This is a genomic window from Micromonospora sp. NPDC093243 (assembly GCF_044753725.1).
GTDB lineage: Bacteria > Actinomycetota > Actinomycetes > Mycobacteriales > Micromonosporaceae > Micromonospora.
In genome coordinates this window covers 184851-209784 of sequence record NZ_JBIVNT010000008.1, presented here as the reverse complement: position 1 = coordinate 209784, position 24934 = coordinate 184851, and the positions used below count along the sequence as shown (strand labels likewise).

Here is a 24934-nt window from a genome sequence, read left to right as displayed (position 1 = left end):
GACAACCCCCTACATCCGGAAGACGCCGAAGCCGTCGGCGCCCTTCACCGGTCCGTTGTGGATCGCCGACAGGCAGAGGCCGAGGACGGTACGGGTGTCCCGGGGATCGATCACCCCGTCGTCGTAGAGCCGGCCCGAGAGGAAGAGCGCGCCGGACTGGGACTCGATCTGCTGCTCGACCATCATCCGCATCGCGGCGTCGGACTCCTCGTCGTAGTCCCGGCCCCGGGCGGCGGCGGCCTGCCGGGCGACGATCGACAGCACCCCGGCCAGCTGCGCGGGCCCCATCACCGCCGACTTCGCGTTCGGCCAGGTGAAGAGGAAGCGCGGCTCGTACGCCCGCCCGCACATGCCGTAGTTGCCGGCGCCGTAGGAGGCGCCCAGGTTGACCGTCAGGTGCGGCACGGTCGAGTTCGACACCGCGTTGATCATCAGGGCGCCGTGCTTGATGATGCCGCGCTGTTCGTACTCGGTGCCGACCATGTAGCCGGTGGTGTTCTGCAGGAAGAGCAGCGGGGTGTCGGCGGCGTTGGCGAGCTGGATGAACTGCGCCGCCTTCTGCGCCTCCTCGCTGAACAGCACGCCCCGGGCGTTGGCCAGCACGCCGACCGGGTAGCCGTGCAGCTCGCCCCAGCCGGTCACCAGGGCGCTGCCGTAGCCGGGCTTGAACTCGTCGAACTCGCTGCCGTCGAGGATCCGGGCCAGCACCTCGCGCGGGTCGAACGGCACCTTCAGGTCGGCGCTGGCGATGCCGAGCAGCTCCTCCGGGTCGTACTTCGGCGGCTGCGGCACCGGATTGCGTGGCGACGGGCCCTGCTTGCGCCAGTTCAGCCGCCGTACGCACTGCCGGGCCAGCCGGATGCCGTCCCGCTCGTCGGAGGCGAGGAAGTCGGCGAGCCCGGACGTCGACGCGTGCATCGCGGCCCCGCCGAGCGACTCGTCGTCGGTGACCTCGCCGGTGGCCATCTTCACCAGCGGCGGGCCGGCCAGATAGACCTGCGACCGGTCCCGAATCATGATCACGTGGTCGGACATGCCCGGCACGTACGCGCCGCCCGCGGTCGCGTTGCCGAAGACCACGCTGACCGTGGGGATCTTCGCCGCGGAGAGCCGGGTCAGGTCGCGGAAGACCCGCCCGCCCGGGATGAAGATCTCCGCCTGGGTGGGCAGGTCGGCGCCGGCCGACTCGACCAGGTTGACCATGGGCAGCCGGTTCGCGAGGGCTATCTCGCCGGCCCGCCGGGTCTTCGCCAGCGACCACGGGTTCACCGCGCCGCCGCGTACCGTCGGGTCGTTCGCGACAATCAGGCACTCCACACCCTCGACCACGCCGATCCCGGTCACCACGCTCGCCCCGACCGGGAAGTCGGTGCCGTACCCGGCGACCGGCGACAGCTCCAGGAACGGGCTGTCCGCGTCGAGCAGCAGCTCGATCCGTTCCCGGGGAAGCAGCTTGCCCCGGGCGTGGTGGCGGCTCACGTACTTCTCGCCACCCCCGGCCCGGGCCTGGTCCAGCGCCGCGTCCAGCTCGGCCAACCGGTCCAGCAGCGCCGCCTGGTTCTGCGCGTGACCCGGCGCGGACACCTCGATCGCGCTGCTCAACGTGGTCACAGCCCGATTCCCTTCGCGATGATCTCGTTCATGATCTCCGTGGTGCCGCCGCCGATGCCGAGGATGCGGGCGTCCCGGTAGTGCCGCTCCACCTCCGCGTCGCGCAGGTAGCCGTAGCCGCCGTGCAACTGGAGCGCCTGGTCGACCACCTCGGCGCAGGCGGCCACCGCGACGTTCTTCGCCATCGCCACCTCGGCGACCACCGGCTCACCGGCGGCCACCCGAGCCGCCACCTCGTGCACGTACGCCCGGGCGGCCTCGGCGCGGGTGTGCATCTCGGCCAGCCGGTGGCGAATCAGCTGCCGGCTGGCCAGCGGACGACCGAACGTCGACCGGTCCCGGCACCAGCGCACCGCCAGCTCGACGCAGCGTTGCGCGGTCGCGTAGGCCTGCGTGGCCAGGGAGAGCCGCTCGGTGGCGAAGTGCTGCATGATCGCCAGGAAGCCGGTGTCCTCCGCGCCGATCCGGTTCGTCACCGGCACCCGCACGTCCACGAAGGACAGCTCGGCGGTGTCCGAGCAGTGCCAGCCGAGCTTCTCCAGCCGACGCCCCACGGTGAATCCGGGCGTGCCCTTGTCGATGACCAGCAGGGTGAGTTCCCCGCTGCCGGGAAAGTCGGTGCAGACGGCGGTGGTCACGAAGTCGGCCCGGACTCCGCTGGTGATGTAGGTCTTCGACCCGTTCACCACGTAGTGGTCGCCGTCCCGGCGGGCGGTCGTGCGGATCCCGGCGACGTCCGAGCCGCCGTCCGGTTCGGTGACCGCCAGCGCGCCGATCATCGTGCCGGCGAGCGTCGGGCGGACGTACCGGTCGACCAGGTCGTCATCGGTGCTCCGCTGCCCTCCGAGCCGGCCGCCGAGCGAGCCCCCGAGCCGGCCGCCGGCGGCGGCGACCATGTGCGGCAGCGCGATGCCGTGGGTGAAGAGCGCGGCCACCAGACCGGACGAACCACCTGAGCGGATGATCTCCTCGGTGACGATGATCGAGTCGAGCAGGTCACCGCCGCTGCCGCCGACCGACTCGGGGAAGCCGATGCCGAGCAGGCCGAGCTTCGCGGCGGTCGCGTGCAGCTCCCGGGGCACCTCGCCGGCGCGCTCCCAGTCGTCCAGGTGCGGCAGCACCTCGCGGGTGACGAAGGCCCGGGTCAGCTCGCGCAGCTGCCGCCGCTCCGGGGTGTCCACGATGGTCATCGCGCCACCTCGCTACGTGTCGACCGCTCGGGGGTGCCCGGCCCCGGCGTGAGGTCGGCGGGCAGGTCGACCATGCGGGACCGGAGCAGCTCGCCGAGAGCCTTCGCCTGTGGGTCGAACCTCGTCGAGCCGGCCACTCCCGGACCGAGCAGCCCTTCGATCACGAAGTTCACCGCCCGCAGGTTCGCCAGCTCGTACCGGCGCACGGTCAGCGACGCGGTCTCCGGCAGCAGTTCGGCCAGGCGCGGCACGGTCAGCCAGTCGCGCAGCCAGGCGTATCCGGCGTCGGTGCGGGCCCAGACCCCCAGGTTGGCGTCGCCGCCCTTGTCGCCGGAGCGGGCACCGACCAGCTCGCCGAGCGGCCCGCGCCGGCTCGGCCGGTCGGCCTCCCCGCTCGGCGGCGCCGGTTCGACGCGCTCGTCGGCGACCGGTGCCGTGACGGCCGGCGGCGCGATCTCCACGCGCTCGCCGGAGGGCAGCACCGCGACGTGCGGCACCGCGTCCTGCGGCACGGTGTCGACGGTGAACACCCCGTACGGGGTGGCATCGCCGGGCGGCGTGGTCAGCGTGCAGCCGGGGTACGAGGCCAGCGCCAGCTCCACCGCGGCCGCCGAGAACGCCCGCCCGGCCCGCGCCCGGTCACCGTCGCGCAGGTGTACGTGCAGCAGCGCGCTCGCCGTCTCGGTGTGGTCCGCGTCGGGATGGTCGGTGCGGGCCAAGGTGAACTCCAGCCCCTCCTTGCCGATCGCCTGCTCGAGCTGCCTCCGGACCAGCGCTGCCTTCGCCGGAATCTCCAGCCCGCAGAGGACGAAGGTCATCGAGTTGCGGAAGCCGCCGAGGTTGGTGAGCCCGACCTTGAGCGTCGCCGGCGGCGGGGTGCCCCGGACGCCGGAGACCCGGACCCGGTCCGGCCCGTCCTGGTGCAGCGTCGCCGTGTCCAGCCGGCTCACCACGTCCGGTCCCAGATATCCCGGCCCGCCGACCTCGTAGAGCAGCTGCGCGGTGAGCGTCTCCACGGTCACCGCGCCGCCGGTGCCGGGATGCTTGGTGATCGCGGCGGAGCCGTCGGGGTGCACCTCGGCGATCGGGAAGCCGGGCCGGTGACCGCCGTCGGGCAGCTCGGTGAAGAAGCTGTAGTTGCCGCCGGTCACCTGCGTGCCGCACTCGATCAGGTGGCCGGCGACTGTCGCGCCGGCGAGCGCGTCGAGGTGGTCGCGCTGCCAGCCGTACCGGGCGATCGCCGGGCCGACCACGAGAGAGGCGTCGGTGACCCGGCCGGTGACCACCACGTCCGCCCCGCCGTCCAGGCAGGCGGCGATCCCGAACGCGCCCAGGTAGGCGTTGGCGGTGAGCGCGTCCGGGCGGCCCAACGCGTCCCCCTCGACGTACCCGATCCGGGCGTCGAGGCCGAGCCGGTCGGCGAGCGTGCCGATCGCGGTGGCCAGCCCGGCCGGGTTCAACCCGCCGGCGTTGGTCACGATCCGTACGCCGCGGCCCAGGGCGGTGCCGAGAGTCTCCTCCAGTTGGCGGAGGAAGGTCTTCGCGTAGCCGAGGCCGGGGTCGCGCAGCCGGTCCCGACCGAGGATCAGCATGGTCAGCTCGGCCAGGTAGTCGCCGGTCAGCACGTCCAGTTCGCCGCCGTCGAGCATCTCCCGCCAGGCCGTGAAGCGGTCGCCGTAGAAGCCGGAGGCGTTGCCGATGCGGATCACGCCGGCACCCCGCTCGCCGGCCGGCCGGCGCCGGGCGGGCCGGCGAAGGCCTGCGCGACGTCGAGCCACTCGTCGGCCACCGGTCCGGCGGTGCTCAGCGCCAGGTCGGCGCGGTGCCGGCGCTGGGTGACCAGCAGGCAGAAGTCCCGCGCCGGGCCGGTCACCCGGTCCGCGGCGTCGGCCGGGCCCCAGCTCCAGGTGTCGCCGTCGGGCCCGGACAGCTCGACCCGCACCGGCGCCGCGGGCACGGCCCGGCCGTGGGCGGCGAAACCGTGCCCGAGGGTACGCACGCCGAGGTGCGCGACGTGCCGGAGCCGGTTGGTGGCCGCCCGGTGTACGCCGAGCGTGTCGGCCACGTCCTCGCCGTGCGCCCAGGTCTCCATGATCCGGGCGGTGGCCATCGAGGTGGCCGACATCCGGGTCCCGTACCAGGGCAGCTTCTCGCCGGCCGGGACGGCGGCGAGGGCGGCGGTGAGCGCCGCCCTACCGGCGCGCCAACGGGCGAGCAGCTGGTCCGGCGGGGAGAGGAAGTCCTCCGCGCCTTGGTCGACCAGCCGGGTCGGGTCCGGGGCGGAGCTGACCGAGGCGAAGAAGGCGTCGGCGTCGGTGGCGGCGAGCAGGGCCACGTGGTCGGTCCAGGCGAGGTGGGCGATCTGATGCCCGATGCTCCAGCCCGCCGCCGGGGTGGCGCGGGCCCACTCGGCTGGCGGCAGCGGGTGCACCAGTGAGTCCAGCTCAGCGGACTCCTCGGCCAGGTCCGCGAGCAGATCCGTCAGGTCGACCATGGTGCCTCCGGTCTCGGCGTGCCCCACCTGGGCGGGGCCGGTCAGGGCGTGAGGAGCGTGGAGAGCTGGCGCTTCCAGGTGGTGAGCAGGGCGCTGCGGCGGGACGAGTCGTCGGTGAGCAGGTTGGCCACGCCCAGCCCGCGGAGCAGGTCCAATGTGGCCTGCACCGCCTCCCGGACGCCGGGCCGCCGCTCGTCGACGCCGAGCAGCGAGACGGTGAGCCGGTGCATCTCCCGGCCCACCCGCGCCTCGAGCGGCACCAGGGCGGCGCGCAGCTCCGGGTCGGTGCGGGCGGCGACCCAGAGTTCGATCGCGGCGACGAAGAGCGGCCCGGTGAAGGCCGCGCCGAGCAGGTCGACGACCCGGTCGAGGCGCTGCGGACCGGCCGGCAGGGCCTCCGCCTCGGTGCGCAGCTCGGCGGCCCGGCGCTCGGCGAGGTGGTCGACGGCGGCGGTGACCAGCGCGGCCTTCGTCGGGTAGTGGTGCAGCTGGGCGCCGCGCGAGACGCCGGCCCGGGCGGCGACCAGCGTGGTCGTGGTGCCGGACCAGCCGTGCTCGATCAGGCAGTCGACGGTCGCCTCCAGCAGCCGGGCCTGGGTAGCCCGACTGCGCTCCTGTTGAGGGACGCGGATCGATGCGGCGGACACGGGGACAGCGTGCCGCCCTCGAAACAAACAGTCAAGCCTGACTTTTTTGGGTGAGGCCGGCCCGGTCGCGCGCCAAGTCGGGGGCCGACATCGCCTCACGGACGCTGTCGAACTGCTCCAGATATGGACCGGCCTGGCAGCAGTGCGCTGCCCCTGGGCCGGCCTCGGGGCGCTCATGTTGGCCGGCGGCCGGCGAAGAGCGACCGCGCCCTCCCCACGGCGGATCCGGCCAGGCGTCTCAAGCCTGGCCCACCGTCCGGGCTGCCTGCTCCTCGGGGCAGCACGACGCGGGTCCGCTCCCGCATGCCCTGGCCCGTCCGTTGGTCGTGCCCGGGCGCGCTCCCGTCACGGGGACCGGCGAGGCCGGCTCACCCCCTGGCCCGTCCGTTGGTCGTGCCCGGGCGCGCTCCCGTCACGGGGACCGGCGAGGCCGGCTCACCCCCTGGCCCGTCCCGTCGGGGCGGCCTGCTCCTCGGGCAGCACGGCTAAGGGCGCGCCCCGGCATGAGCCCGGCCTGCCCGGCCCGCACGCTGTTCATGATGTTCATATATGGAGCAGTTCGACAGCGTGTGAGGCAGCCGGGCCGGGTGGGCGGGGGGCCGGCCACGACCGCGGCGAACGATGGTCAGCGGCCGTCGCGGGGGGCGAAGACGGCCAGCGCGTCGGCGTCGCTGTGTCGGGAGCGCAGGTATTCGTCGGCGAAGCCGGCGGCGTCGGGGTAGGTCGACTCGGCGGCCACCCGGGCGCAGGCGGCGTCCACGTCGAAGTCGGTGCGCCGCAGCTGCACGCCCGGCCCGAGCAGGGCCCAGTAGGCGCCCGGACCGCCGTACGGCATGCCGATGCTGCCCGGGTTGACCACCAGCCGCCGGTCGACCAGCCGGGTGAACGGCATGTGGGTGTGCCCGCAGACCACCGTGCGCACCTCGGCCGGCAGGTCGGCGAAGACCTCCGTCCACCGGGCCATCCGGGTGTCGACCAGCACGACCTCCTCGTCGTCGCGGGGGGTGGCATGGCAGAAGAGCACCGGGCCGAGTCCGTCGATCTCCAGGGTGACCGTCAGCGGCAGCGCGGCCAGCCGCTCGAGCTGGTCGTCGCGGAGCTGGCCGGCCGCCCAGTTCGACACCTCGATCGGGGACGGGCGCCCGGCGCGGGCCTCGACCAGCTCGCGGTCGGCGTTGCCGCGCACCCAGCAGACCCGGTCGCCCAAGCCGGCGAGGAGGTCCAGCACCTGCACCGGCTGCGGGCCGGCCGCGATGTCGCCGGTGAGCACGATCAGGTCGGCGGCGGCCACGTCCGGCTCGGCCAGCACCGCCTCCAGGGCGGGCAGCACGCCGTGGATGTCCGAGAGAACGGCGACCCGGTTCAGCATCGCTCCACCCTCCCGCCGGCCCGCCGGTGAGTCCAGCACCTTCTGCCAGCAGCAGACGGCGGGCGGACACGGATCGGCCCGGACCGCCAGCGGCGGCCCGGGCCGGGGATGCTCCGGTGTCGGGACAGGCCCGACGGGGCGACTCAGACCCGCGCGCGGCGGGCCAGGCGCTCCGGGTCGAGAATGATGATGCTCTTGCCGTCGAGCCGCAGCCAGCCCCGCGAGGCGAAGTCGGCCAGCGCCTTGTTGACGGTCTCCCGGGAGGCGCCGACGAGCTGGGCGATCTCCTCCTGGGTCAGGTCGTGCGTCACCCGCAGCACGCCGCCGTCCCGGGTGCCGAACCGGCCGGCCATCTGGAGCAGGTTCTTCGCCACCCGGCCGGGCACGTCGGTGAAGATCAGGTCGGCCAGCGAGTCGTTCGTCCGGCGCAGCCGGCGGGCCAGCACCCGGAGCAGCTGCTCGGCGATCTCCGGCCGGTTGTTCAGCCACGGTCGCAGCGCCTGCTTGCGCAGCCGGACCAGGCGGGTGTCGGTCACCGCGGTGGCGGTCGCCGTACGCGGGCCGGGGTCGAAGAGCGACAACTCGCCGACCATGTCCGACGGGCCCATCACCGCGATCAGGTTCTGCCGGCCGTCCGCCGCCCGGCGACCGACCTTGATCTTGCCGGACAGCAGGATATAGAGACTGTCGCCGGGCTCGCCCTCGTTGAAGACGATCTCGCCCTTGCGGACCTCGATCGTCTCCATCTCCTTGGCGAGCGCCTCGGCAGCCTCCGGGTCGACACCCTGGAAGATCCCGCTGCGGGCCAGTACCTCGTCCATCGCGCACCTCCGGTTGCGCGCTGCCGTCCCTCGGCCGGGTCCGCCGTCCGCTGGTCCCTCGCGCGCCGCCAAGTCTAGGCGCACGTGAGCTGGAATCAGAGCTGCACCCCTGGAAACTTGATCGTTGGGCGTAACCCACGCGCTCCGATCCGCCAGTAAGATCGCCGGCCGCCCGCCCGTACCGCCGGCGCAGGTCGGGGGGCCGTAGGGTCAGCGGCGTGCTGACGGAGCCGCTGCTGACCACCCGCCGGGAGGGCGGGCTCGACGTGCCGATGCTGCTGTGGCGCTCCGCGACGCCACTGCGCGCGGTCAGCTCGGCGCCGCTCGGCGGCGGGATCGGCGTACGCCGGTGGGTGCTGAACGCGACCGTGCCGATGTCGTACGACCGGGACGACCCCGCGGAGCACCTGGCCGGACTGGCCCGCGGCCTCGGCCTCGGCGGGCCCGGGGTGGGCCTGCTGACCGGGGTCGACGTGGCGGAGGTGGTGGCCCGCACCGACACCGGCGTGCGGGCCTGGGCGACGGTCGGCCTCGGCACCCCGATCCCGGCCGCCGCGCCCGAGCCGGCCGCGCCCGGCCAGCGGGTCGGCACGGTCAACATCGTGGTGCACGTGCCGGCGCGGCTCGGCGACGCCGCTCTGGTCAACGCGGTGGCCACCGCCACCGAGGCGAAGGCGCAGGCGATCATGGAACTGGGGCTGGCGGCCACCGGCACCCCGACGGACGCGGTCACCGTGCTCTGCCCTGCCGACGGCCCGGAGTTCGCGTACGGCGGGCCGCGGTCGACCTGGGGCGCACCGCTGGCCCGGGCGGTGCACGCCGCCGTCCTCGCCGGCGGCGCCAGCGCCGTGGTGCCCTGGTCGGACCGGTTCACCGGCTGAATTTCCAGCCGATCGGCCCTCGTCGCGGCGTTTCCGCCCCGGTAGGGTCGCTCAACGATGTACGCTCCCGCCTTTGCCGCGTCGCGCCCGCGCCGCCGAGCCGCCCTCGCGCTCGGCGCGCTGCTCGCCGTGCTGCTGGCCGGCTGCGCCGAAAGCAGCGAGGCCCCGGTCTGGCAGCCGGGGGTCGGTGGCGGCGGCACCGGCGCGCCGATCGGCACGGCCGCTCCGTCGGCGAGCGGCAGCCCCGACGCGGGCGGCGAGGCGATCTCGCTCTCCGCGACCGGCGACATCATCATGGGCAACGCGCCGAACCGGCTGCCCGCCAACGGCGGCAAGGGCTTCTTCGACTCCGTCGAGCAGGCGCTCAAGGCCGACCTGGTGATGGGCAATCTGGAGGAGCCGCTGACGGTGGACACCGGCACCGGCAAGTGCGGGGCCAACTCCACCCGCTGCTTCCAGTTCCGGGCCCCGCCCGACTACGCCGCGCACCTGCGCGACGCCGGCTTCGACCTGCTCAACCAGGCCAACAACCACGGCTACGACTACGGCCCGAAGGGCTACCAGAACACCCAGAAGGCCCTGGAGAAGTACGACCTGGCGCACACCGGCGCTCCCGACCAGATCACGGTGGTCGAGGTGCAGGGCGTCAAGGTCGCGGTCGCCGGCTTCTCCTCGTACGTCTGGTCCAACAGCCTGGTCGACATCGCCGCGGCCAAGCAGGTGATCGCGAAGGCGGCCACCATGGCCGATCTGGTCGTGGTGCAGGTGCACATGGGCGGCGAGGGGTCCGACAAGACCCGGGTCCGGCCGGGCACCGAGATGTTCCTCGGCGAGAACCGGGGCGACCCGGTCAAGTTCTCGAAGGCGATGATCGACGCCGGGGCCGACCTGATCGTCGGGCACGGCCCGCACGTGCTGCGCGGAATGGAGTTCTACAAGGGCCGGCTCATCGCCTACAGCCTCGGGAACTTCGCCGGCGGGGGCAATTCGCTCAGCAACGCCGGCCGGCTGGGCTGGGGCGGGGTGCTCAAGGTGTCGCTGCGGCCGGACGGCAGTTGGGCCGGGGGCTCCTTCACCTCGACCTACATGAACGGCGCCGGCAAGCCGACGATGGATCAGGGCGACCGGGGTCTGGGGCTGGTCAAGCAGCTCAGCGGCACCGACTTCCCCAAGACCGCGGCCCGGTTCGACGGCGCCGGCAAGATCAGCCCGCCCGCGGCCGGTTGATCCGTCGCTCCGCCGACTCGGGAGCGAGACCCGAGGTGCGCGCAACGGTGAAGGCGTGGGCCGCCCAAGGGAGTCGGTCGGGCGACGTAGGCTGGCCGGCGTGACCAGTAGCTCTCCCGGCGCCACCGAGACCGACCTCGGACGCAAGCGCCGTGCCCGGCGGATCGGCCGGGCGCTGGCCGAGACCCACCCGGACGCGCACTGTGAACTGGACCACTCCAACGCCCTGGAGCTGGCCGTGGCGACGATCCTCTCCGCCCAGTGCACCGACAAGAAGGTCAACGAGGTCACCCCGAAGCTCTTCGTCCGCTACCCGAGCGCTGCCGACTACGCCGGCGCAGACCGGGGCGAGATGGAGGAGCTGATCCGGCCGACCGGCTTCTACCGGAACAAGACCGACTCGCTGATCAAGCTGGGCCGGGCGTTGGTCGAGCGCTACGACGGGCGGGTGCCCGGCAAGCTGGTCGACCTGGTGACGCTGCCCGGGATCGGTCGCAAGACAGCCAACGTGATTCTCGGCAACGCCTTCGACGTCCCCGGCATCACCGTCGACACCCACTTCCAGCGGCTGATGCACCGCTGGCGGCTGACCACCGAGACCGACCCGGTCAAGATCGAGCACGCGGTCGGGGCGCTCTACGAGAAGCGCGACTGGACGATGCTCTCGCACCGGGTGATCTTCCACGGCCGGCGGGTCTGCCACGCCCGCAAGCCGGCCTGCGGCGCCTGCACGCTGGCCAAGCTCTGCCCGTCGTACGGCACCGGGCCGACCGACCCGACCGTCGCGGTCAAGCTGCTCAAGGGGCCCCGCGCCCGCGACCTGGCGGTGGCCGCCGGGATCGACCCGGAGCTGGTGCCGGCCCAGGCGGTCGCCGCGGAGGTGCCGTGAACCGCAGGGCCGCCACGCTGCTCCTGCCGCTGCTGCTGGCGGTCGCCGGCTGCAACGCCACCACGCCGGAGGCGGCGGCACCGGGGCGTCCGACGCCCAGCCGGCCGTCGCCGTTCGCCGACTGCGCCACGCTGACCACCGCGCCGACGGCCGCAACGGCCACCCCGGCGTCCGCCCCGGGTGACCCGCTGCCGGAGCTGAGCCTCTCCTGCTTCACCGGCGGCGCGCCGGTGGCCCTGCGCGAGATCCCCGGCCCGGCGGTGGTCAACATCTGGGCCTCCTGGTGCGGCCCCTGCCGCAAGGAGCTGCCCGCCTTCCAGCGGCTCAGCCAGTCGACCGCCGGCCAGCTCCAGGTGATCGGGGTGAACAGCCGGGACAGCCGCGCCGCGGCCCAGTCCATCGGCGAGGACTTCGGCGTCCGCTTCCCGATGCTGGTCGACCAGGGCGAGGCGCTGCAACGGGCGCTGAACCGCAACGCCTTCCCGCTCACCCTCTTCGTCGACGGGCAGGGGCGGATCCGGCACACCGACACCTCCGGCGCGCTGGACGACGCCCGCCTCGCCGCGCTGGTGCGCGAACATCTCGGGGTGGCGGTGCCGGCGTGACCCCGAGACCGCCGGAGTGGATCGAGCCGTTGCTGGCTCGGCTCGGCACCGCCCGTGCCGAGGACTTCACCCGGCTGACCACTCCGGCGAGCGGTGGCCGGGAGAGCGCCGTGCTGGTGCTGCTCGGCGAGCAGCCCGACACCGGCCCGGACGTGCTGGTCCTGCAGCGGGCGGCGACCCTGCGCAACCACGCCGGCCAGCCGGCCTTCCCGGGCGGGGCGGCCGACCCGGAGGACGCCGACGCCCGGGCGACCGCGCTGCGCGAGGCGAACGAGGAGGTCGACCTCGACCCGCGCAGCGTCACCGTCCTGGCCGAGCTGCCGAAGCTCTGGATTCCGGTGAGCGACTTCGTGGTGACCCCGGTGCTCGCCTGGTGGCACGCGCCGCACCCGGTGCACCCGCGGGAGCCGGCCGAGGTGGCGCACGTGGCGCGGCTGCCGATCGCGGAGCTGGTCGACCCGGAGAACCGGATGCGGGTACGCCATCCCAGCGGCTGGATCGGTCCGGCGTTCTCCGCGCGCGGGATGGTGGTCTGGGGGTTCACCGCCGGGGTGCTCGCCACGCTGCTCGAGATGGGCGGCTGGGCCCGCCCGTGGTCGCCCGACCGGGTGGTGGAGCTGCCCCCCACCGGTGCGTCGCCGGCCCCCTCCGCGGGGACCGACGAGGTCGACGAGGCAGCCGTACGCTGACCGCGCGGTCACCCTTCCGCAAGCGATGGTCATCCGGCGAGCCCGCTGCCCGTACGCTTGACCCGTGTCCGCCGTGGATCTCGTCCTGCTGCTGCTCATGCTCGTGTTCGCGATCAGCGGATACCGTCAGGGCTTCGTCATCGGAATCCTGTCGTTCACCGGGTTCTTCCTGGGGGCCCTGATCGGCCTCCAGATCGGGCCGCTGCTCGCCCGACAGTTCGTGGACAGCGGCACCCGGGTGCTGATCTCGTTGGTGGCGGTCTTCGGGCTCGCGGTCGCCGGGCAGGCGCTCGCCGGCTGGCTCGGCTCCAGCCTGCGGGCCGCGATCACCGGCCCGGGCCTGCGCAAGGTCGACGACGTCGGCGGGGCGTTCGTCTCGCTGTTCGCCGTGCTCCTGGTGGCCTGGCTGGTCGCGGTGCCGCTCGGCTCGTCCTCGCTGCCCTGGCTGGCCGCGTCGGTCCGGAACAGCGCGCTGCTCACCGTGGTCGACCGGGTCCTGCCCGATCAGGCCCAGCAGCTCTCCACCGCGCTGCGGGACACCGTCGACACCAACGGTTTCCCGGACGTGTTCGGCGATCTCGCGCCCACCCGGGCCCGGCAGGTCTCACCGCCCGATCCGGCGCTCGCCGGCTCCCAGGTGGTGGTCAACGGCCAGCGCTCGGTGGTCAAGGTGCTCGGTTCGGCCCCCAGCTGCTCGCGCCGGATCGAGGGTTCCGGCTTCGTGTACGCCGACGACCGGGTGATGACCAACGCCCACGTGGTCGCCGGCACCCGTACCGTGGCGGTGGAGTTGGGCGGGGACCGCTACGACGGCGACGTGGTCGTCTACGACCCCGACCGCGATCTGGCCGTGCTACACGTGCCGGGGCTGCCCGGGCCGTCGATGCGGTTCGCCGCCGGCAACGCGGGCAGCGGCGCGGACGCGATCGTGCTCGGCTTCCCGCTCGACGGGCCGTACGACGCCCAGTCCGCCCGGGTCCGCGACGTGGACCGGATCACCGGGCCGGACATCTACTCGTCGGGCGACGTGACCCGGGAGATCTACACGATCCGGGCGTTGGTCCGCAGCGGCAACTCCGGCGGCCCGTTGGTCTCGTCCAACGGGCTGGTGCTGGGCGTGATCTTCGCGGCGGCGGCGGACGACCCGAACACCGGGTTCGCGGTCACCGCCGCGGAGGCCCGTCCGGTGGCCCTGGCCGGTGCCGAGCGCACCCGCGGCGTCGGCACCGGCGAGTGCACCTGACCACCGCGCGGCCGGAGTCCGCCACCTGACGGAACAGGCGGCGGTGGGCGGGGAACGGCACGCGCGGCTACGGGCGGGGTGTCGCGCCGTCGGCCTGGGCGCGGGCTCGGGCGACGCTCGGCAGCGCCGCCCGCCCCCAGCGAACGCCGCGGTCCAGAATCGACCGGGCCATGATGGCCACGCAGGCGCCGCCGTTGAGGAAGGACGCGACCACGTCGCTCGGGTGGTGCATGCCCCGGTACATCCGGGTCAGCGCCACACCGACCGGCACCAGCACGAGCAGTCCCCACCAGCTGACCTTGGCGGCGGTGCTGTGCGACCGCAGCGCGAGCAGCACCGCGATGCCCACGTAGAGCGCCACCGAGGCGGACGTGTGCCCGGACGGGAAGCTGGACGTGGGCGGGGAGACGTCCATGTGTTCGACGGCCGGCCGCTGCCGGTCGATGACCATCGTGGTCAGCAGGAACACCAGCGCCTGGGCGCTGACCGCGGCGCAGAGGAAGAGTGGCTCCCGCCAGCGGCGCAGCCACAGCCGCAGCGCCAGCGCGACCAGCGCGGTGACCAGCACGATCATCTGGGTGCTGGCGAGCGTGCTGAAGACCAGCGAGACGTCGTTCCAACCGGCGGTGCGATCGCCGGCGAGCTCCCGGTTGACCGCGTCCTCGACGGTGAACGGCCAGGACCGGGCGAGTACCCGGGTGACCAGCCCACCCAGCAGCAGCATGACGGCGAGCAGGAGAGCCACCGGCAGCACCACGCGGCGGGCGATCTGGAGCACGGTGTCGGGCATGGCCCGGCCAGTACCCGTCGGGTCTGCCCGCTACGCCTCGCCGCCGGGCCGGCCGCCGAGCGGTCCGTGACGCCGCCCGGCCGCCCCGCCGCCGGTCAGTCCTGTTCGGACCGCGACCTGGTCTCCGGCGCGACGCCCTCCCGGGCGACGTGGACCGGGCGTAGCCCCACCCGATGCCGCCAGGTGGTGAAGGCGGCGGCGGTGGCGGCCACCACGGCCGTACCGAGCAGCCAGCCGCCGACGATGTCGCTGGTGAAGTGCACCCCCAGGGCCACCCGGCTGACGCCGGTCAGCACGGCGAGCAGCAGCGCGGCGGCCCAGAGCGCCCAGCGCCCCGCCCGACCCCGCGCGTAGGGGAGGAAGACCACCAGCAGCACCCCGGCGGCCAGGGTCGCGTTGAGCGCGTGCCCGGACGGGAACGAGAAGCCCGCGGCCCGGGCCACCGGGTCCAGCAGGTCCGGCCGCTCCCGACCGACGAGCAGCTTGAGCAGCGGACCGAGCAGCCCGCCGGCCAGCATGGTGACCGCCACCCAGAGCGCCAGCCGGCGGGCGCCCCGGCTGACCAGCCAGATCACCACCACCAACGCGGCGACGCGCAGTGGCATCGGCGCGAACACGTCGGTCCACACGCTCATCAGCCGGACCCAGCCCGGGTGGGTCACCGCGTAGTCGTGCAGCGCGTCGGTGACCGTCGTGTCCAGCCGGTGCAGGGGCGCCCAGCTGCCGAGCACCAGCAGGGCGAGCAGCGCGAACGGCACGAGCACCAGGAAGGCGCCCACCGCGGCCAGGGTCAGTCGCAGGCCCAGCGAGTGCTCCCGGTCGAGCCGGCGACGTCGCCAGGACGATGGGGTGGCGGAATCCAGGGCGGGCGGACCGGACGTACTCATGGCGTCAGTTCTACCCAGCGCGACGGGCGGCGAGACGCGGGCCCGGCCGTCAGCGACCGTGCTGCCGGAACCGGCGGACCATCAGCGCCGCGCCGGTGACCAGCGCGACGAAGAGGGCCGCCCCGGTCCAGAGCCGTTCCGGCGCCGATTCCTCCTGGCTGCCGCCCGCCCGAGGGCTCCACCGGGTGTGCTGCCGGGGCGCGGTCAGGCTGAGCGGGTCGCTGCCCGCGCCGGCCACCGGCTCCTCCGGCCCGACGCCCGGCGCCGGCCCGAAGCCGACCACGCCCGGGGAGTCGTTGTCGTCGAGCGGGTTGCCGGTCACCGATGGCACGTCGGAGGTCAACGCGGCCACCGGATCCACCAGGCCGAAGCCGAAGCGGTCGTCCCGGCCGGTCGGGCCGATGTCCCGGGCGGTGGTGAGCAACCGGTTGACCACCTCGCCGGCCGACATCTGCGGGTAGCGCGAGCGGACCAGCGCCGCGGTGGCCGACACCAGCGGTGCCGCGAAGCTGGTGCCCTGCACCCGCCAGTACCCGTCGGGTGGGCGGGCGCCCACCAGGCCGGTGGCCGGCGCGCTGAGCACGGTGGCCCGCCCGGTGATCGAGCCGGACCAGAGGTTGTCGCTGCTGCGTTCGAGGCCGGCGACCGCGATCACGCCCGGCTCCCGGGCCGGGTACCAGACCCGGGTGCTGGTCGAGGTGGCCAGGTTGCCGGTGCAGGCGATCACCACCACGTCCCGGGCGAACGCGTAGTCGAGCGCGGCGGCCAGGGCCGGGCTGTCGCCGCTGCCGCCGAGCGACAGGTTGATCACCCGGGCGCCGTGGTCGACGGCCCAGCGCACCCCGCGCGCCACGATCATCGCGTCGTCGTAGCGGTTCTCGGCGTCCAGGACGCGTACCGGCAGGATCTTCGCGTCGGGCGCGAGGCCGGCCACTCCCCGTTTGTCGTCGTTGCGGCCGGCGATCAGGCCGGCCACCGTGGTGCCGTGGCCCACCGGGTCGGGTGGGCCGCCGGTGGGACTGACCAGATCCGTCCCGGGCAGCACCTGCCCGGCCAGGTCGGGATGGCTACCGTCCACTCCGGAGTCGATGACGGCGACGGTGACCCCGCGCCCGGTCGAGGTGCGCCAGGCCGTCTCGGCCTGCAACTCGTCGAGCTGCCACTGCTCGTCGCGGACCTGGTCCGGTCGGCTCGGCTCGGCGGGCGCGAACGCCACCGGCGAGCTGGCGACGCGGTGCGGGGCGGCCGTCGCGGCGCCGGCGGGCAGCACGGGACCGGCGACCACGACGACGGTCGCCGCGACGCCGAGCAGTGCCCGGCCGGCGGTCCGTCGCGCCGCTGCCGGACAGCTGTGCGGAACCCCAGTCACATCCTCAGCCATTCATCGGGACAGAACCACGACGATCGGAGATTACCGGTTCCCACCCCGATCCCGGGACGTTCCACGGACACCGGTCATGGTGGCGGCAGGTGAGCCAGCTGAACCAGGCGTACGCCCTCGCGCCTGGTGACCAGCCGACCACGCCCCGGTGGCAGCGGCCCGGGGCGGACCGGGCCGACCAACGCCCCCTCCTCGGGGCTGCCGGTCATCACCAGCCCGGCGGTCGAGAGCTCCCGTAGCCGCTGCACGATCGGCTCGTACTGGGCCCGGCCCGCGCCACCGGAGCGGCGGGCCAGCACCAGGTGCAGGCCGACGTCCCGGGCCTGGGGCAGGTACTCCTCCAGGGCGCGCAGCGGGTTGGCCGGCCCGGTGGCCACCAGGTCGTAGTCGTCGACCAGCACGAACAGCTCGGGGCCCGACCACCAGGAGCGATCGCGCAGCTGCCGCGGGGTGACCTCGGGACCGGCGAGCCGACCGGCGAGGTAGCCGGCGGCCGACTCGACCAGGTCGGCGGTGTGCGCGGCGGCGGTGCCGTAGCCGATCAGGTGCGCCGTCTCGATGGCGCCGAGCAGGCTGCGCCGGTAGTCGACCAGGATCACCCGGGCCTGCTCCGGGGTGAACCGGGTGGTGATGGTGGTGGCCAGTGCCCGCAGGAAGGAGGATTTGCCGCACTCGCCGTCGCCGAAGACCACGAAGTGCGGCTCGCTGGCGAAGTCCAGCACCACCGGGCGCAGGTCGGCCTCCGCGATCCCCACCGGCAACCGCAGCCCGGTCGTCGCGGTGAGGTCCAGCTCGGCGTAGGGGAGCACCGGCGGGAGCAGCCGTACCCGGGGCGCCGGTGGGCCGGCCCAGGCCTCGGCGACCCGCTTGACCAGGTCAGCGGTGTCCGCCGTGGCGCCGGCGAGCCCGGGCAGGGCGGTGAGGAAGTGCAGGCTCTCCGCCGTGACGCCCCGGCCGGGGGTCTTCTCCGGCACGTTCGCCGCCGCTCGGCGGGCCACCAGCGAGTCGGCCGGATCGCCCAGGCGCAGCTCCAGCCGGGAGCCGAACAGGTCCCGGATCGCCGGGCGGAAGTCCAGCCAGCGCAGCGCGGTCGTCACCACGTGCACCCCGTATGAGAGCCCGCGGGTGGCCAGGTCGGTGATCAGCGGTTCCAGGTCGTCGTACTCGGTGCGCAGGGTGGTCCAGCCGTCGACCACGAGGAACACGTCACCGAACGGGTCGACGCCGGGCTGGTTGGTGGTGGCCAGGGCGGCCCGCCGGCGGCGGTACGCCGCCATCGACTCCACGCCCAGCTCGGCGAAGCGGCGTTCCCGGTCGGCGAGCAGAGTGGCGACCTCTCCGACGGTGCGCCGGACCGCGGTCGGGTCGGCCCGACCGGTCACCCCGCCCACGTGCGGCAGCTCGCGTAGCGCGGCCAACCCGCCGCCGCCGAAGTCGAGGCAGTAGACCTGCACCTCCGCCGGCGTGTGGCTGAGCGCCAGCGCGCAGATCAGCGTCCGCAGCACCGTCGACTTTCCACTCTGCGGTGCGCCGACCACCGCGACGTGCCCGGCCGCTCCGTCCAGCGCCAGCCAGAGCAGGTCGCGGCGCTGCTCGAACGGCTTGTCCACCACGGCGACCGGCACGCCGAGCGCGCCGTGCAGCTCCGGGTTGCCGGTGCTGAGCCCGCGCGTCGGGTCGACCGTGACCGGGCCGAGCAGGTCGTCCAGCGCCGGCGGCTGGTCGAGCGGCGGCAGCCAGACCTGGTGCGCCGGCGGCCCCTGCCCGGCCAGCCGGTCCACCAGCAGGTCCAGCAGGCTTCCCCGGCTCTCCTCCTCCGCCGTCGCGGGCAGCGCCGGGGTGGCCGGCTCGCGCGCCGGCACGAGGTGGCTGGTGAAGGTGAGCAGGCGCGGTGCGCCGGTGCCGGGGCCGGCGGTCGGGCCGCGGCGGGGCAGTGCGCCGGAGACGTACGCGGCCCGGAACCGGACCAGTGGCTCGGTGCCGAAGCGCAGGTAGCCGTGGCCGGGGGTGCGGGGCAGCTCGTGGGCGTCCGGGACGCCGAGCACCGTGCGCGACTCCAGCGCCGAAAAGGTGCGCAGCCCGATCCGGTACGACAGGTGGGTGTCCAGCCCGCGCAGCCGCCCCTCGTCGAGTCGCTGGCTGGCGAGCAGCAGGTGCACGCCGAGCGACCGACCCAGCCGACCGATCTGCACGAAGAGGTCGATGAAGTCGGGCTTGGCGGAGAGCAGTTCGGAGAACTCGTCGCAGATCAGCAGCAGCGACGGCAGCGGGGCGAGGGGGCTGCCGGCCGCGCGGGCCCGTTCGTAGTCCCGCAGGCTGGCGAAGTTGCCGGCCCGCCGGAGCAGCTCCTGCCGGCGTACCAGCTCACCGTTGATCGCGTCGACCATCCGGTCGACCAGCGGCAGCGCGTCCGCCAGGTTGGTGATCACGGCGGCGGTGTGCGGCAGCCGGTCGAAGGACGCGAAGGTCGCGCCGCCCTTGAAGTCGATCAGGACGAAGTTGAGCTGCTCCGAGCTGTGCGTGGCGGCGAGCCCGAGCACCAGGGTTCGCAGCAGCTCGGACTTGCCCGAGCCGGTCGCCCCGATCAGCAGGCCGTGCGGGCCCATGCCGTCCTGCGCGGACTCCTTGAGGTCCAGCTCGATGGCGCCGCCGTCGGCGCCAACCCCGATCGGCACCCGCAGTCGCTCCCGGGTCGAGCGGGGCAGCCAGCCCTGCTCGACCGTGAAGCTCTGCGGATCGCCGAGGCCGAGCAGCTCCGGCAGGCCGAGTTCGGCGTGCAGGAGGGCGTCCGGGCCACGGGCGGTGCCGGCCAGCCGCAGCGGGGCCAGCCGCCGGGCGACCGCCTCGGCGTCGGCCGGATCGAGCCGGTCCGCGACGCCCACCTCGGCGTGACCGTCGGCCGCGTACGAGTGCAGCCGCCCGTCGCGCAGCTCGAGCCGGAGGGCGTACCGGTCGAGCAGCCGGGGCGGCGGGGTGTCCAGGTCGAGCACGGTCACCGCGTCGATGCCGCCGTCGCCGGTCAGGTCGGTGGCCCCGGTCAGGTCGCCGGAGTCGAGCACCACCACCACGTGTGGCCCGTCGGTCGCCGGCCCGGCCGGGCTGAACCGGGCGCGGTTGCCGAGCACCTCGTCGAGCAGCCGTTCCAACTCGACCGCGGAGCTGGTGAGCAGCCGCACCGGGCCGAGGGCGTCGGTGCGGGTGGGGTGGTGGGCGTGCGGCAGCCACTTGACCCACTCCCAGGCGGCCCGCCGTTCCGGGCCGGCGCAGACCGCGATCAGCAGCTCGTCGGGGGCGTGGAAGACCGCCAGCTGGGTGAGCATCGCCCGGACCAGCGCCCGGCCGGCCGCTCCGCGGGTCGGGCCGCCGTCGTCGGCCGGCCCGGTGTCGCCGCCCGGCTGCGCGAGTGTTCCGGCGGCACGGTCGCCGGCGTCGGCGACGAAGACCCGGGCGAAGCTGCGCAGCGAGAGCGCCACCGGCAGATCGGGCACCACCGAGTACGCGTCCAGGAACCGGCGCAGCGAGCCGGCGGTCATCGGCTCCAGCTCCTCCAGCGGCCGGGTGACCGGCGGGACCAGCGGGGTGGCCAGGGTCTGCGGCCCGACGGCGACCCGGACGACGGCGAAGTCGGGGTCGCCGGGGCGGCGTTCCCAGACGCGGTGGCTCGCCACCGTGGACCAGAGCCGGCCCGGATCGGGGTGCCGGTAGTAGAGCCCGGCCCGCTGCTGCCCGGCGGTCTGCCGGACCCGGCGGCGCAGGGCGGTCAGGTGCCGCAGGTACTCCCGCCGGGCGGCCATCATCTCCGACTTTCGGGGCGTGCCCCCGGCGCTGCCCCAGGAGGTCACCAGCATCGCCAGCGACGAGAGCCCGAACATCCCGCCCACCACGTACGCGTAGGCGCCGCCACCCCGGCCGAACATCATCGCCATCGCCACCGTGCCGCCCAGCATCGGCAACACCATCAGCAGCTGCTGCCAGCGCCCGCCGGTCACGGCGGGGATCTCCGGCGGCGGCTCGACCGGCAGCTCGCCGACCGGGATCTCCGGCGCCGGCCGGCGCGGCGGGCGCTTGATGACGACAGTGGACACTGACCCTCCCGGAACGCTCGGTAACCCGAAGCTGGCTCATCGTAGGTAAAGTCCTGTCGTCCGCGCAGCCGCCGAACCTGTTCGATATGGAGATGCTTCGATGACCACCGGGCTGGCCCGCGTCACGATCAGCGCCCCGCAGCGGCGGGTGGACGTCGCCCTGCCCGAGCAGGTGCCCCTGGCCGAGCTGCTGCCCGACGTGCTCCGGCACGCCGGCGAGGGGCTGGCCGACGACGGTGAGCGGCACGGCGGGTGGCTGCTGCGCCGCACCGACGGCGCGGTGCTGTCGACCGCCCAGGCGCTGCTGCCACAGGGGGTCCGCGACGGCGAGGTGCTGCACCTGGTCCCGGCCCGCGCGCACTGGCCGGAGCTGGAGTACGACGACGTGGTGGAGGCGATCGCCGACGGCGCCCGGCGTCGGGGCGGCGCCTGGTCGCCGGTGGCGACCCGGGTCGCCGTCCTGGCCGGCGTGAGCGTGCCCCTCGCCGTCGGGCTGCTCGCCCTGCTCGACGGCGGACCACGGCACGCGGCCGGCTGGGTGGCCGCCGCCGCGGTGGCGCTGCTGCTCACCCTCGCCGCCACCGTCGCCTCCCGGGCCCACGGCGACGCCGCGACCGCCGCGACCCTCGGCGGCTACGCGCTGCCGTACGCCGCAGCGGCCGGCGCCCTGGCGGTCGGCTCGGGCGACCCGGTCGGGCTGTTCGGGCCGCTGCGTTGGGTGGGCGCTCCCGAGCTGCTGGCCGGCGCGGCGGCCCTGCTGCTGATCTCGGTGCTCGGGCTGCTCGGCGTCGCCACCCGGCTGCGGGTGTTCGTGGCCGGCGCCACGGTCGGGCTGGTCGGCGTGCCGGCCGCCCTCGGCGGACTGCTGCTCGCCCCGGCGGGTGCCGCGGCGGTGCTGCTCTGCGCGCTGGTCTTCGCGGTCGGGGCGATCCCGCTGCTGGCCATCCGGCTCGGCAAGCTGCCGCTGCCGCCGATCACCCTGCCGACCCCGTCCGACGGCGGGGCGCCGGTGCGCGACCTGCCGGACCGCGGCCGGGTCTACGCGGCGGTGGCGCGTACCGAGGAGATGCTCACCGGGATGCTGCTCGGGCACGCGGTGCTGGCGACCGCCGCGATGGCGGTGCTCGCGGCGGCCGGCGGGGTCGCCGGGCTGGTGCTGGTGGCGGTCACCGCCGCGGTATTGCTGCTGCGGTCCCGGCTCTTCGTGGCGGTCCGGCACCGGGTGCCCCCGGTTGCCGCCGGGCTGGCCGGTTACGCCGTGTTCGGCGCCGTGCTCGCCGAGCGCGCGGGCGGCACCGGTCGGCTCCTGCTGGTCGCCGCGGGGGTGGCGCTGGCCCTGCTCGCCGTGACGGCGGGCACCACGTACGCCCGCCGGCCGGTCTCCCCGTACCTCGGCCGGGTCGCCGACCTGGCCGACACGGCGCTGGTGGTGGCCGTGGTGCCGGTCGCCTGCGCGGTCCTCGACCTCTACGAACGAGCCCGGGGGCTGCTCGGCTGAGCGGCCCCCGGGCCCGGTACGAATCGTGGCGGGTCAGTGCGTGGCTTCGCCGCGCTCCTCCGCCTCCTTGGCCCGCCGGTACGAGGCGTGGATCTCGGCCTCGGCCTCGGTCCGCCCCACCCAGGTCGCGCCCTCGACCGACTTGCCCGGTTCGAGGTCCTTGTAGACCTCGAAGAAGTGCTGGATCTCCAGCCGGTCGAACTCACCGAGGTGGTGGATGTCGCGCAGGTGCTCCTGGCGCGGGTCCTCGTAGGGGACGCAGAGGACCTTGTCGTCGCCACCCTTCTCGTCCGTCATCCGGAACATGCCGATGGTGCGGCACCGGATCAGGCAGCCCGGGAAGGTCGGTTCGGGGACCAGCACCAGCGCGTCCAGCGGATCGCCGTCCTCGCCCAGGGTCCCCTCGATGAACCCGTAGTCCGCCGGGTACTGCGTGGAGGTGAAGAGGGTCCGGTCGAGCCGGATCCGGCCGGTCGCGTGGTCGACCTCGTACTTGTTGCGGTGACCCTTGGGGATCTCAACCGTGACGTCGAAATCCATCTGCACGCTCCCTCGTTTGCCCACGCTGGCTAACGGAACCAGCGGCTGCCGCCCGGACAGGTGAAAGCCACCCACCGGTTCTGGCCGCCGCATAGTGTTCGGACCAAAGTAGTGTCACCCAAGCCGGATGTCGCAGGAGAGGAGGGGGTCGTGGGGAGGGAAGATTCACACTACCGCCCGGAGGCAGGCTCTGGACGCGAAACCGGACGACCTGCTTCTGGCGGTGCCACCGGGCGCGTACCGGTGCCCGACGCGCACCCCCGCCAACCCGCCGGAGCGGCCCCCGACGGCACCCCGCCGCCGGCCTGGCGGCCGCCGGCGGACCCCCGCGCCACCGGCCCGGGCCAGGGCCGCTTCCCCGTCCTGGGCGCCGAGCGCCCGATGACCCCGCCGACCTTTCCGACGGCGCACCCCTCCGGTTCCGCCCCGACCTCCGGGATCCCCACCAGCCCCGCGCCCGCCGGGCCGCGCCGCGACCACCACCCCGCGGATCCGGGGTACGCCCCGGCGGGTGCCGCCCCGCCGTCGGCGGCCGGCCGGGCGACGGTCGGCGGGGCCGGGCCGATCCCGCCCGCGGGGCCCGCCGGCACCGGCCCGGTGAACGCGCCGCCCGGCGCCTCGGGCCCGACGACCCCGGCGCCCCGGCGTCGACGCCGGCTGCCGGTGGTGCTCGCCGTCTTGCTCCTGCTCGTGCTGGTCGGGGCCGGCGTGGCGGTGGTACGCCCCGGCCCGGTCGCCGGCTGGCTCGGCAGCGAGGCCGACGACCCGCAGGCCGCCGCCGCGGCGCCCGAGCCGGCGCCGTCGGCCGTGCTCGCGGGCGCCGACCCGAACGCCCCGCTGCCCACCCCCGACGGGGTGCGCGCCGCACTCGACCCGTTGGTCGGGGTGGGCGCCCTCGGCGACCGGGTGAACGTGTCGGTGGCGGATGTGGCGACCGGGCAGTCGCTCTTCGCCCGCGGCGCCGACGACGGCACCGTGCCCGCCTCGGTGACCAAGCTGGTGACCGCGGTGACCGTGCTCTCCGCGCGCGGGCCGGCCTACCGGATCCCCACCCGGGCGGTCGCCGGGGCGAACCCCGGCGAGGTGGTCATCGTCGGCGGTGGCGATCCCACCCTGGCGGTCGACAAGAAGGGCTTCTACCCGGGCGCGGCCCGACTGGACGACCTGGCCGCGCAGGTCAAGCAGGCGCTCGGGGGCGTCGCGCCGACGAAGGTGATCGTCGACTCGTCGCTCTACTCCGGGCCGGTCTACGAGCCCGGCTGGGACGACGACATCCCCACCGGCGGCTACGGCGGGGCGATCACCGCCCTGATGACCGACGCCGGTCGCAGCGACGTACCGCAGGCGAAGAAGGACCACGACGCCGGCAACCACGGCGCCGAGCGGGTGTCCGAGCCCGACCTCGCCGCCGGCCGCTCGTTCGCCCGGCTGCTCGGCCTGCCGACGAGTGCGGTCAGCCGGGGCAAGGCTCCCGGCGAGGGCGCCACGGCAGGGGCGCCGGGCGGTGAGCTCGGCAAGGTGGAGTCCCTGCCGATGGTCCGGCTGGTCGACATCATGATCACCGACAGCGACAACATCATCGCCGAGGCGCTGGCCCGTCAGGTCGCGCTCGCGCGGGACAAGCCCGCGTCGTTCAGCGGGGCCGCCGCGGCGATGGACACCGTCGCCGGCGAGTTGGGTCTGCCCGCCGACGAGCTGGCCCTCGCCGACGGCAGCGGCCTGTCCCGCTCCGACCGGATCAGCCCCTCCCTGCTCACCGACCTGATCACGCTCGCCGGCAACGGCAAGCATCCGGAGCTGGCCGCGATCTTCGGTGGCCTGCCGGTCGGCGGCTGGTCCGGCACCCTGGGCGAGCGCTACGAGACGACCGGGACGAAGGCCGGCGCCGGGGTGGTGCGGGCCAAGACCGGGACGCTGACCGGCGTGCACGCCATCGCCGGGCTGGTCACCACCGCGGACGGGCGGCTGCTCACCTTCGCCGTGCTCACCGACCGGGCGCCGGCCGACGGAATGACGGCGGCCCGGGTGGCGCTGGACCGGATCGCCGCCACCCTGGCCGGCTGCGGCTGCCGCTGACCGGCGGGGCG

The 24934-nt window shown here is 74.7% G+C and carries 20 protein-coding genes; 8 read left to right on the top strand and 12 right to left on the bottom strand.

What is annotated here, in order from left to right; genetic code table 11:
* Positions 1–9 precede the first annotated feature (9 nt).
* The 7 genes from ACIP9D_RS26395 to ACIP9D_RS26365 form a co-directional block, all read right to left on the bottom strand.
* The gene (locus ACIP9D_RS26395) at positions 10–1611 is read right to left on the bottom strand and encodes a carboxyl transferase domain-containing protein (RefSeq protein ID WP_350873571.1); all 1602 of its coding nucleotides are present in this window, start codon (positions 1609–1611) and stop codon (positions 10–12) included.
* Positions 1608–2801 carry an acyl-CoA dehydrogenase family protein gene (locus ACIP9D_RS26390; protein ID WP_350873570.1) on the bottom strand — a complete coding sequence of 398 codons (1194 nt, stop codon included), beginning with the start codon at positions 2799–2801 and terminating at the stop codon, positions 1608–1610. The genes ACIP9D_RS26395 and ACIP9D_RS26390 overlap by 4 nt, the downstream gene beginning before the upstream one ends.
* Positions 2798–4510, bottom strand: coding sequence for an acyclic terpene utilization AtuA family protein (locus ACIP9D_RS26385; RefSeq protein WP_350873569.1), 1713 nt, complete (start codon positions 4508–4510; stop codon positions 2798–2800). The genes ACIP9D_RS26390 and ACIP9D_RS26385 overlap by 4 nt, the downstream gene beginning before the upstream one ends.
* Positions 4507–5295: a TIGR03084 family metal-binding protein gene (locus tag ACIP9D_RS26380; RefSeq protein WP_350873568.1), complete on the bottom strand. Its 789-nt coding sequence runs from the start codon at positions 5293–5295 to the stop codon at positions 4507–4509. The genes ACIP9D_RS26385 and ACIP9D_RS26380 overlap by 4 nt, the downstream gene beginning before the upstream one ends.
* A 41-nt stretch (positions 5296–5336) precedes the next feature.
* On the bottom strand, positions 5337–5942 hold the full coding sequence (locus tag ACIP9D_RS26375; protein WP_350873567.1) for a TetR/AcrR family transcriptional regulator: 606 nt from the start codon (positions 5940–5942) through the stop codon (positions 5337–5339).
* Positions 5943–6567: 625 nt separating this feature from the next.
* Positions 6568–7311, bottom strand: a complete 744-nt coding sequence (locus ACIP9D_RS26370; RefSeq protein ID WP_350873566.1) for a metallophosphoesterase family protein — start codon at positions 7309–7311, stop codon at positions 6568–6570.
* A gap of 143 nt (positions 7312–7454) precedes the next feature.
* Entirely contained in the window at positions 7455–8132 is a 678-nt protein-coding gene (locus ACIP9D_RS26365; protein WP_007466162.1) for a Crp/Fnr family transcriptional regulator, read from the bottom strand.
* A 218-nt stretch (positions 8133–8350) separates the two neighbouring features.
* Here ACIP9D_RS26365 and ACIP9D_RS26360 point away from each other — a divergent pair, with 218 nt between their 5' ends.
* The 6 genes from ACIP9D_RS26360 to ACIP9D_RS26335 all read left to right on the top strand — a co-directional run bounded on the left by ACIP9D_RS26360 (position 8351) and on the right by ACIP9D_RS26335 (position 13666).
* Complete coding sequence (locus ACIP9D_RS26360; protein ID WP_350873565.1) at positions 8351–9013, top strand: adenosylcobinamide amidohydrolase; 663 nt, start codon at positions 8351–8353, stop codon at positions 9011–9013.
* A gap of 57 nt (positions 9014–9070) precedes the next feature.
* Complete coding sequence (locus ACIP9D_RS26355) at positions 9071–10240, top strand: CapA family protein (protein WP_350873564.1); 1170 nt, start codon at positions 9071–9073, stop codon at positions 10238–10240.
* A 100-nt stretch (positions 10241–10340) separates the two neighbouring features.
* Complete coding sequence (gene nth / locus ACIP9D_RS26350) at positions 10341–11129, top strand: endonuclease III (RefSeq protein ID WP_350873563.1); 789 nt, start codon at positions 10341–10343, stop codon at positions 11127–11129.
* Positions 11126–11734 (top strand): TlpA disulfide reductase family protein, encoded by a 609-nt coding sequence (locus ACIP9D_RS26345; RefSeq protein WP_350873562.1) that lies wholly within the window; start codon positions 11126–11128, stop codon positions 11732–11734. Before nth ends, ACIP9D_RS26345 begins: the two co-directional genes overlap by 4 nt.
* On the top strand, positions 11731–12423 hold the full coding sequence (locus tag ACIP9D_RS26340) for a CoA pyrophosphatase (RefSeq protein WP_350873561.1): 693 nt from the start codon (positions 11731–11733) through the stop codon (positions 12421–12423). Before ACIP9D_RS26345 ends, ACIP9D_RS26340 begins: the two co-directional genes overlap by 4 nt.
* A gap of 64 nt (positions 12424–12487) precedes the next feature.
* A complete protein-coding gene (locus tag ACIP9D_RS26335; RefSeq protein ID WP_350873560.1) occupies positions 12488–13666 on the top strand; it encodes a MarP family serine protease in 1179 nt (392 codons plus the stop codon).
* 67 nt (positions 13667–13733) lie between these two features.
* Here ACIP9D_RS26335 and ACIP9D_RS26330 read toward each other — a convergent pair whose 3' ends face one another.
* The 4 genes from ACIP9D_RS26330 to eccCa form a co-directional block, all read right to left on the bottom strand.
* Complete coding sequence (locus ACIP9D_RS26330) at positions 13734–14456, bottom strand: phosphatase PAP2 family protein (protein ID WP_350873559.1); 723 nt, start codon at positions 14454–14456, stop codon at positions 13734–13736.
* A gap of 95 nt (positions 14457–14551) precedes the next feature.
* Positions 14552–15343, bottom strand: coding sequence for a phosphatase PAP2 family protein (locus ACIP9D_RS26325; protein WP_350873558.1), 792 nt, complete (start codon positions 15341–15343; stop codon positions 14552–14554).
* Between the two features lie 49 nt (positions 15344–15392).
* Positions 15393–16724, bottom strand: coding sequence for a type VII secretion-associated serine protease mycosin (gene mycP, locus ACIP9D_RS26320; RefSeq protein ID WP_350873557.1), 1332 nt, complete (start codon positions 16722–16724; stop codon positions 15393–15395).
* Positions 16725–16798: 74 nt separating this feature from the next.
* Complete coding sequence (gene eccCa, locus ACIP9D_RS26315; protein ID WP_350873556.1) at positions 16799–20809, bottom strand: type VII secretion protein EccCa; 4011 nt, start codon at positions 20807–20809, stop codon at positions 16799–16801.
* Positions 20810–20909: 100 nt separating this feature from the next.
* On the opposite strand from eccCa, the gene eccD reads away from it, so the two are divergent.
* On the top strand, positions 20910–22307 hold the full coding sequence (eccD, locus tag ACIP9D_RS26310; protein ID WP_350873555.1) for a type VII secretion integral membrane protein EccD: 1398 nt from the start codon (positions 20910–20912) through the stop codon (positions 22305–22307).
* A gap of 33 nt (positions 22308–22340) precedes the next feature.
* Here eccD and ACIP9D_RS26305 read toward each other — a convergent pair whose 3' ends face one another.
* Positions 22341–22847: an inorganic diphosphatase gene (locus ACIP9D_RS26305; protein ID WP_350873554.1), complete on the bottom strand. Its 507-nt coding sequence runs from the start codon at positions 22845–22847 to the stop codon at positions 22341–22343.
* Positions 22848–23228: 381 nt separating this feature from the next.
* Here ACIP9D_RS26305 and dacB point away from each other — a divergent pair, with 381 nt between their 5' ends.
* Positions 23229–24923, top strand: a complete 1695-nt coding sequence (gene dacB / locus ACIP9D_RS26300; RefSeq protein ID WP_400451149.1) for a D-alanyl-D-alanine carboxypeptidase/D-alanyl-D-alanine-endopeptidase — start codon at positions 23229–23231, stop codon at positions 24921–24923.
* Positions 24924–24934: the final 11 nt, after the last annotated feature.

Excerpts from the sequence above, each read along its gene's own strand:
- ACIP9D_RS26330 (WP_350873559.1), bottom strand. The coding sequence starts at position 14,456 with ATGCCCGACACCGTGCTCCAGATCGCCCGCCGCGTGGTGCTGCCGGTG.
- ACIP9D_RS26365 (WP_007466162.1), bottom strand. The coding sequence starts at position 8,132 with ATGGACGAGGTACTGGCCCGCAGCGGGATCTTCCAGGGTGTCGACCCG.
- ACIP9D_RS26355 (WP_350873564.1), top strand. The coding sequence starts at position 9,071 with ATGTACGCTCCCGCCTTTGCCGCGTCGCGCCCGCGCCGCCGAGCCGCC.
- ACIP9D_RS26305 (WP_350873554.1), bottom strand. The coding sequence starts at position 22,847 with ATGGATTTCGACGTCACGGTTGAGATCCCCAAGGGTCACCGCAACAAG.
- ACIP9D_RS26380 (WP_350873568.1), bottom strand. The coding sequence starts at position 5,295 with ATGGTCGACCTGACGGATCTGCTCGCGGACCTGGCCGAGGAGTCCGCT.
- ACIP9D_RS26370 (WP_350873566.1), bottom strand. The coding sequence starts at position 7,311 with ATGCTGAACCGGGTCGCCGTTCTCTCGGACATCCACGGCGTGCTGCCC.
- ACIP9D_RS26390 (WP_350873570.1), bottom strand. The coding sequence starts at position 2,801 with ATGACCATCGTGGACACCCCGGAGCGGCGGCAGCTGCGCGAGCTGACC.
- dacB (WP_400451149.1), top strand. The coding sequence starts at position 23,229 with ATGACCCCGCCGACCTTTCCGACGGCGCACCCCTCCGGTTCCGCCCCG.
- ACIP9D_RS26325 (WP_350873558.1), bottom strand. The coding sequence starts at position 15,343 with ATGAGTACGTCCGGTCCGCCCGCCCTGGATTCCGCCACCCCATCGTCC.
- eccD (WP_350873555.1), top strand. The coding sequence starts at position 20,910 with ATGACCACCGGGCTGGCCCGCGTCACGATCAGCGCCCCGCAGCGGCGG.
- mycP (WP_350873557.1), bottom strand. The coding sequence starts at position 16,724 with ATGGCTGAGGATGTGACTGGGGTTCCGCACAGCTGTCCGGCAGCGGCG.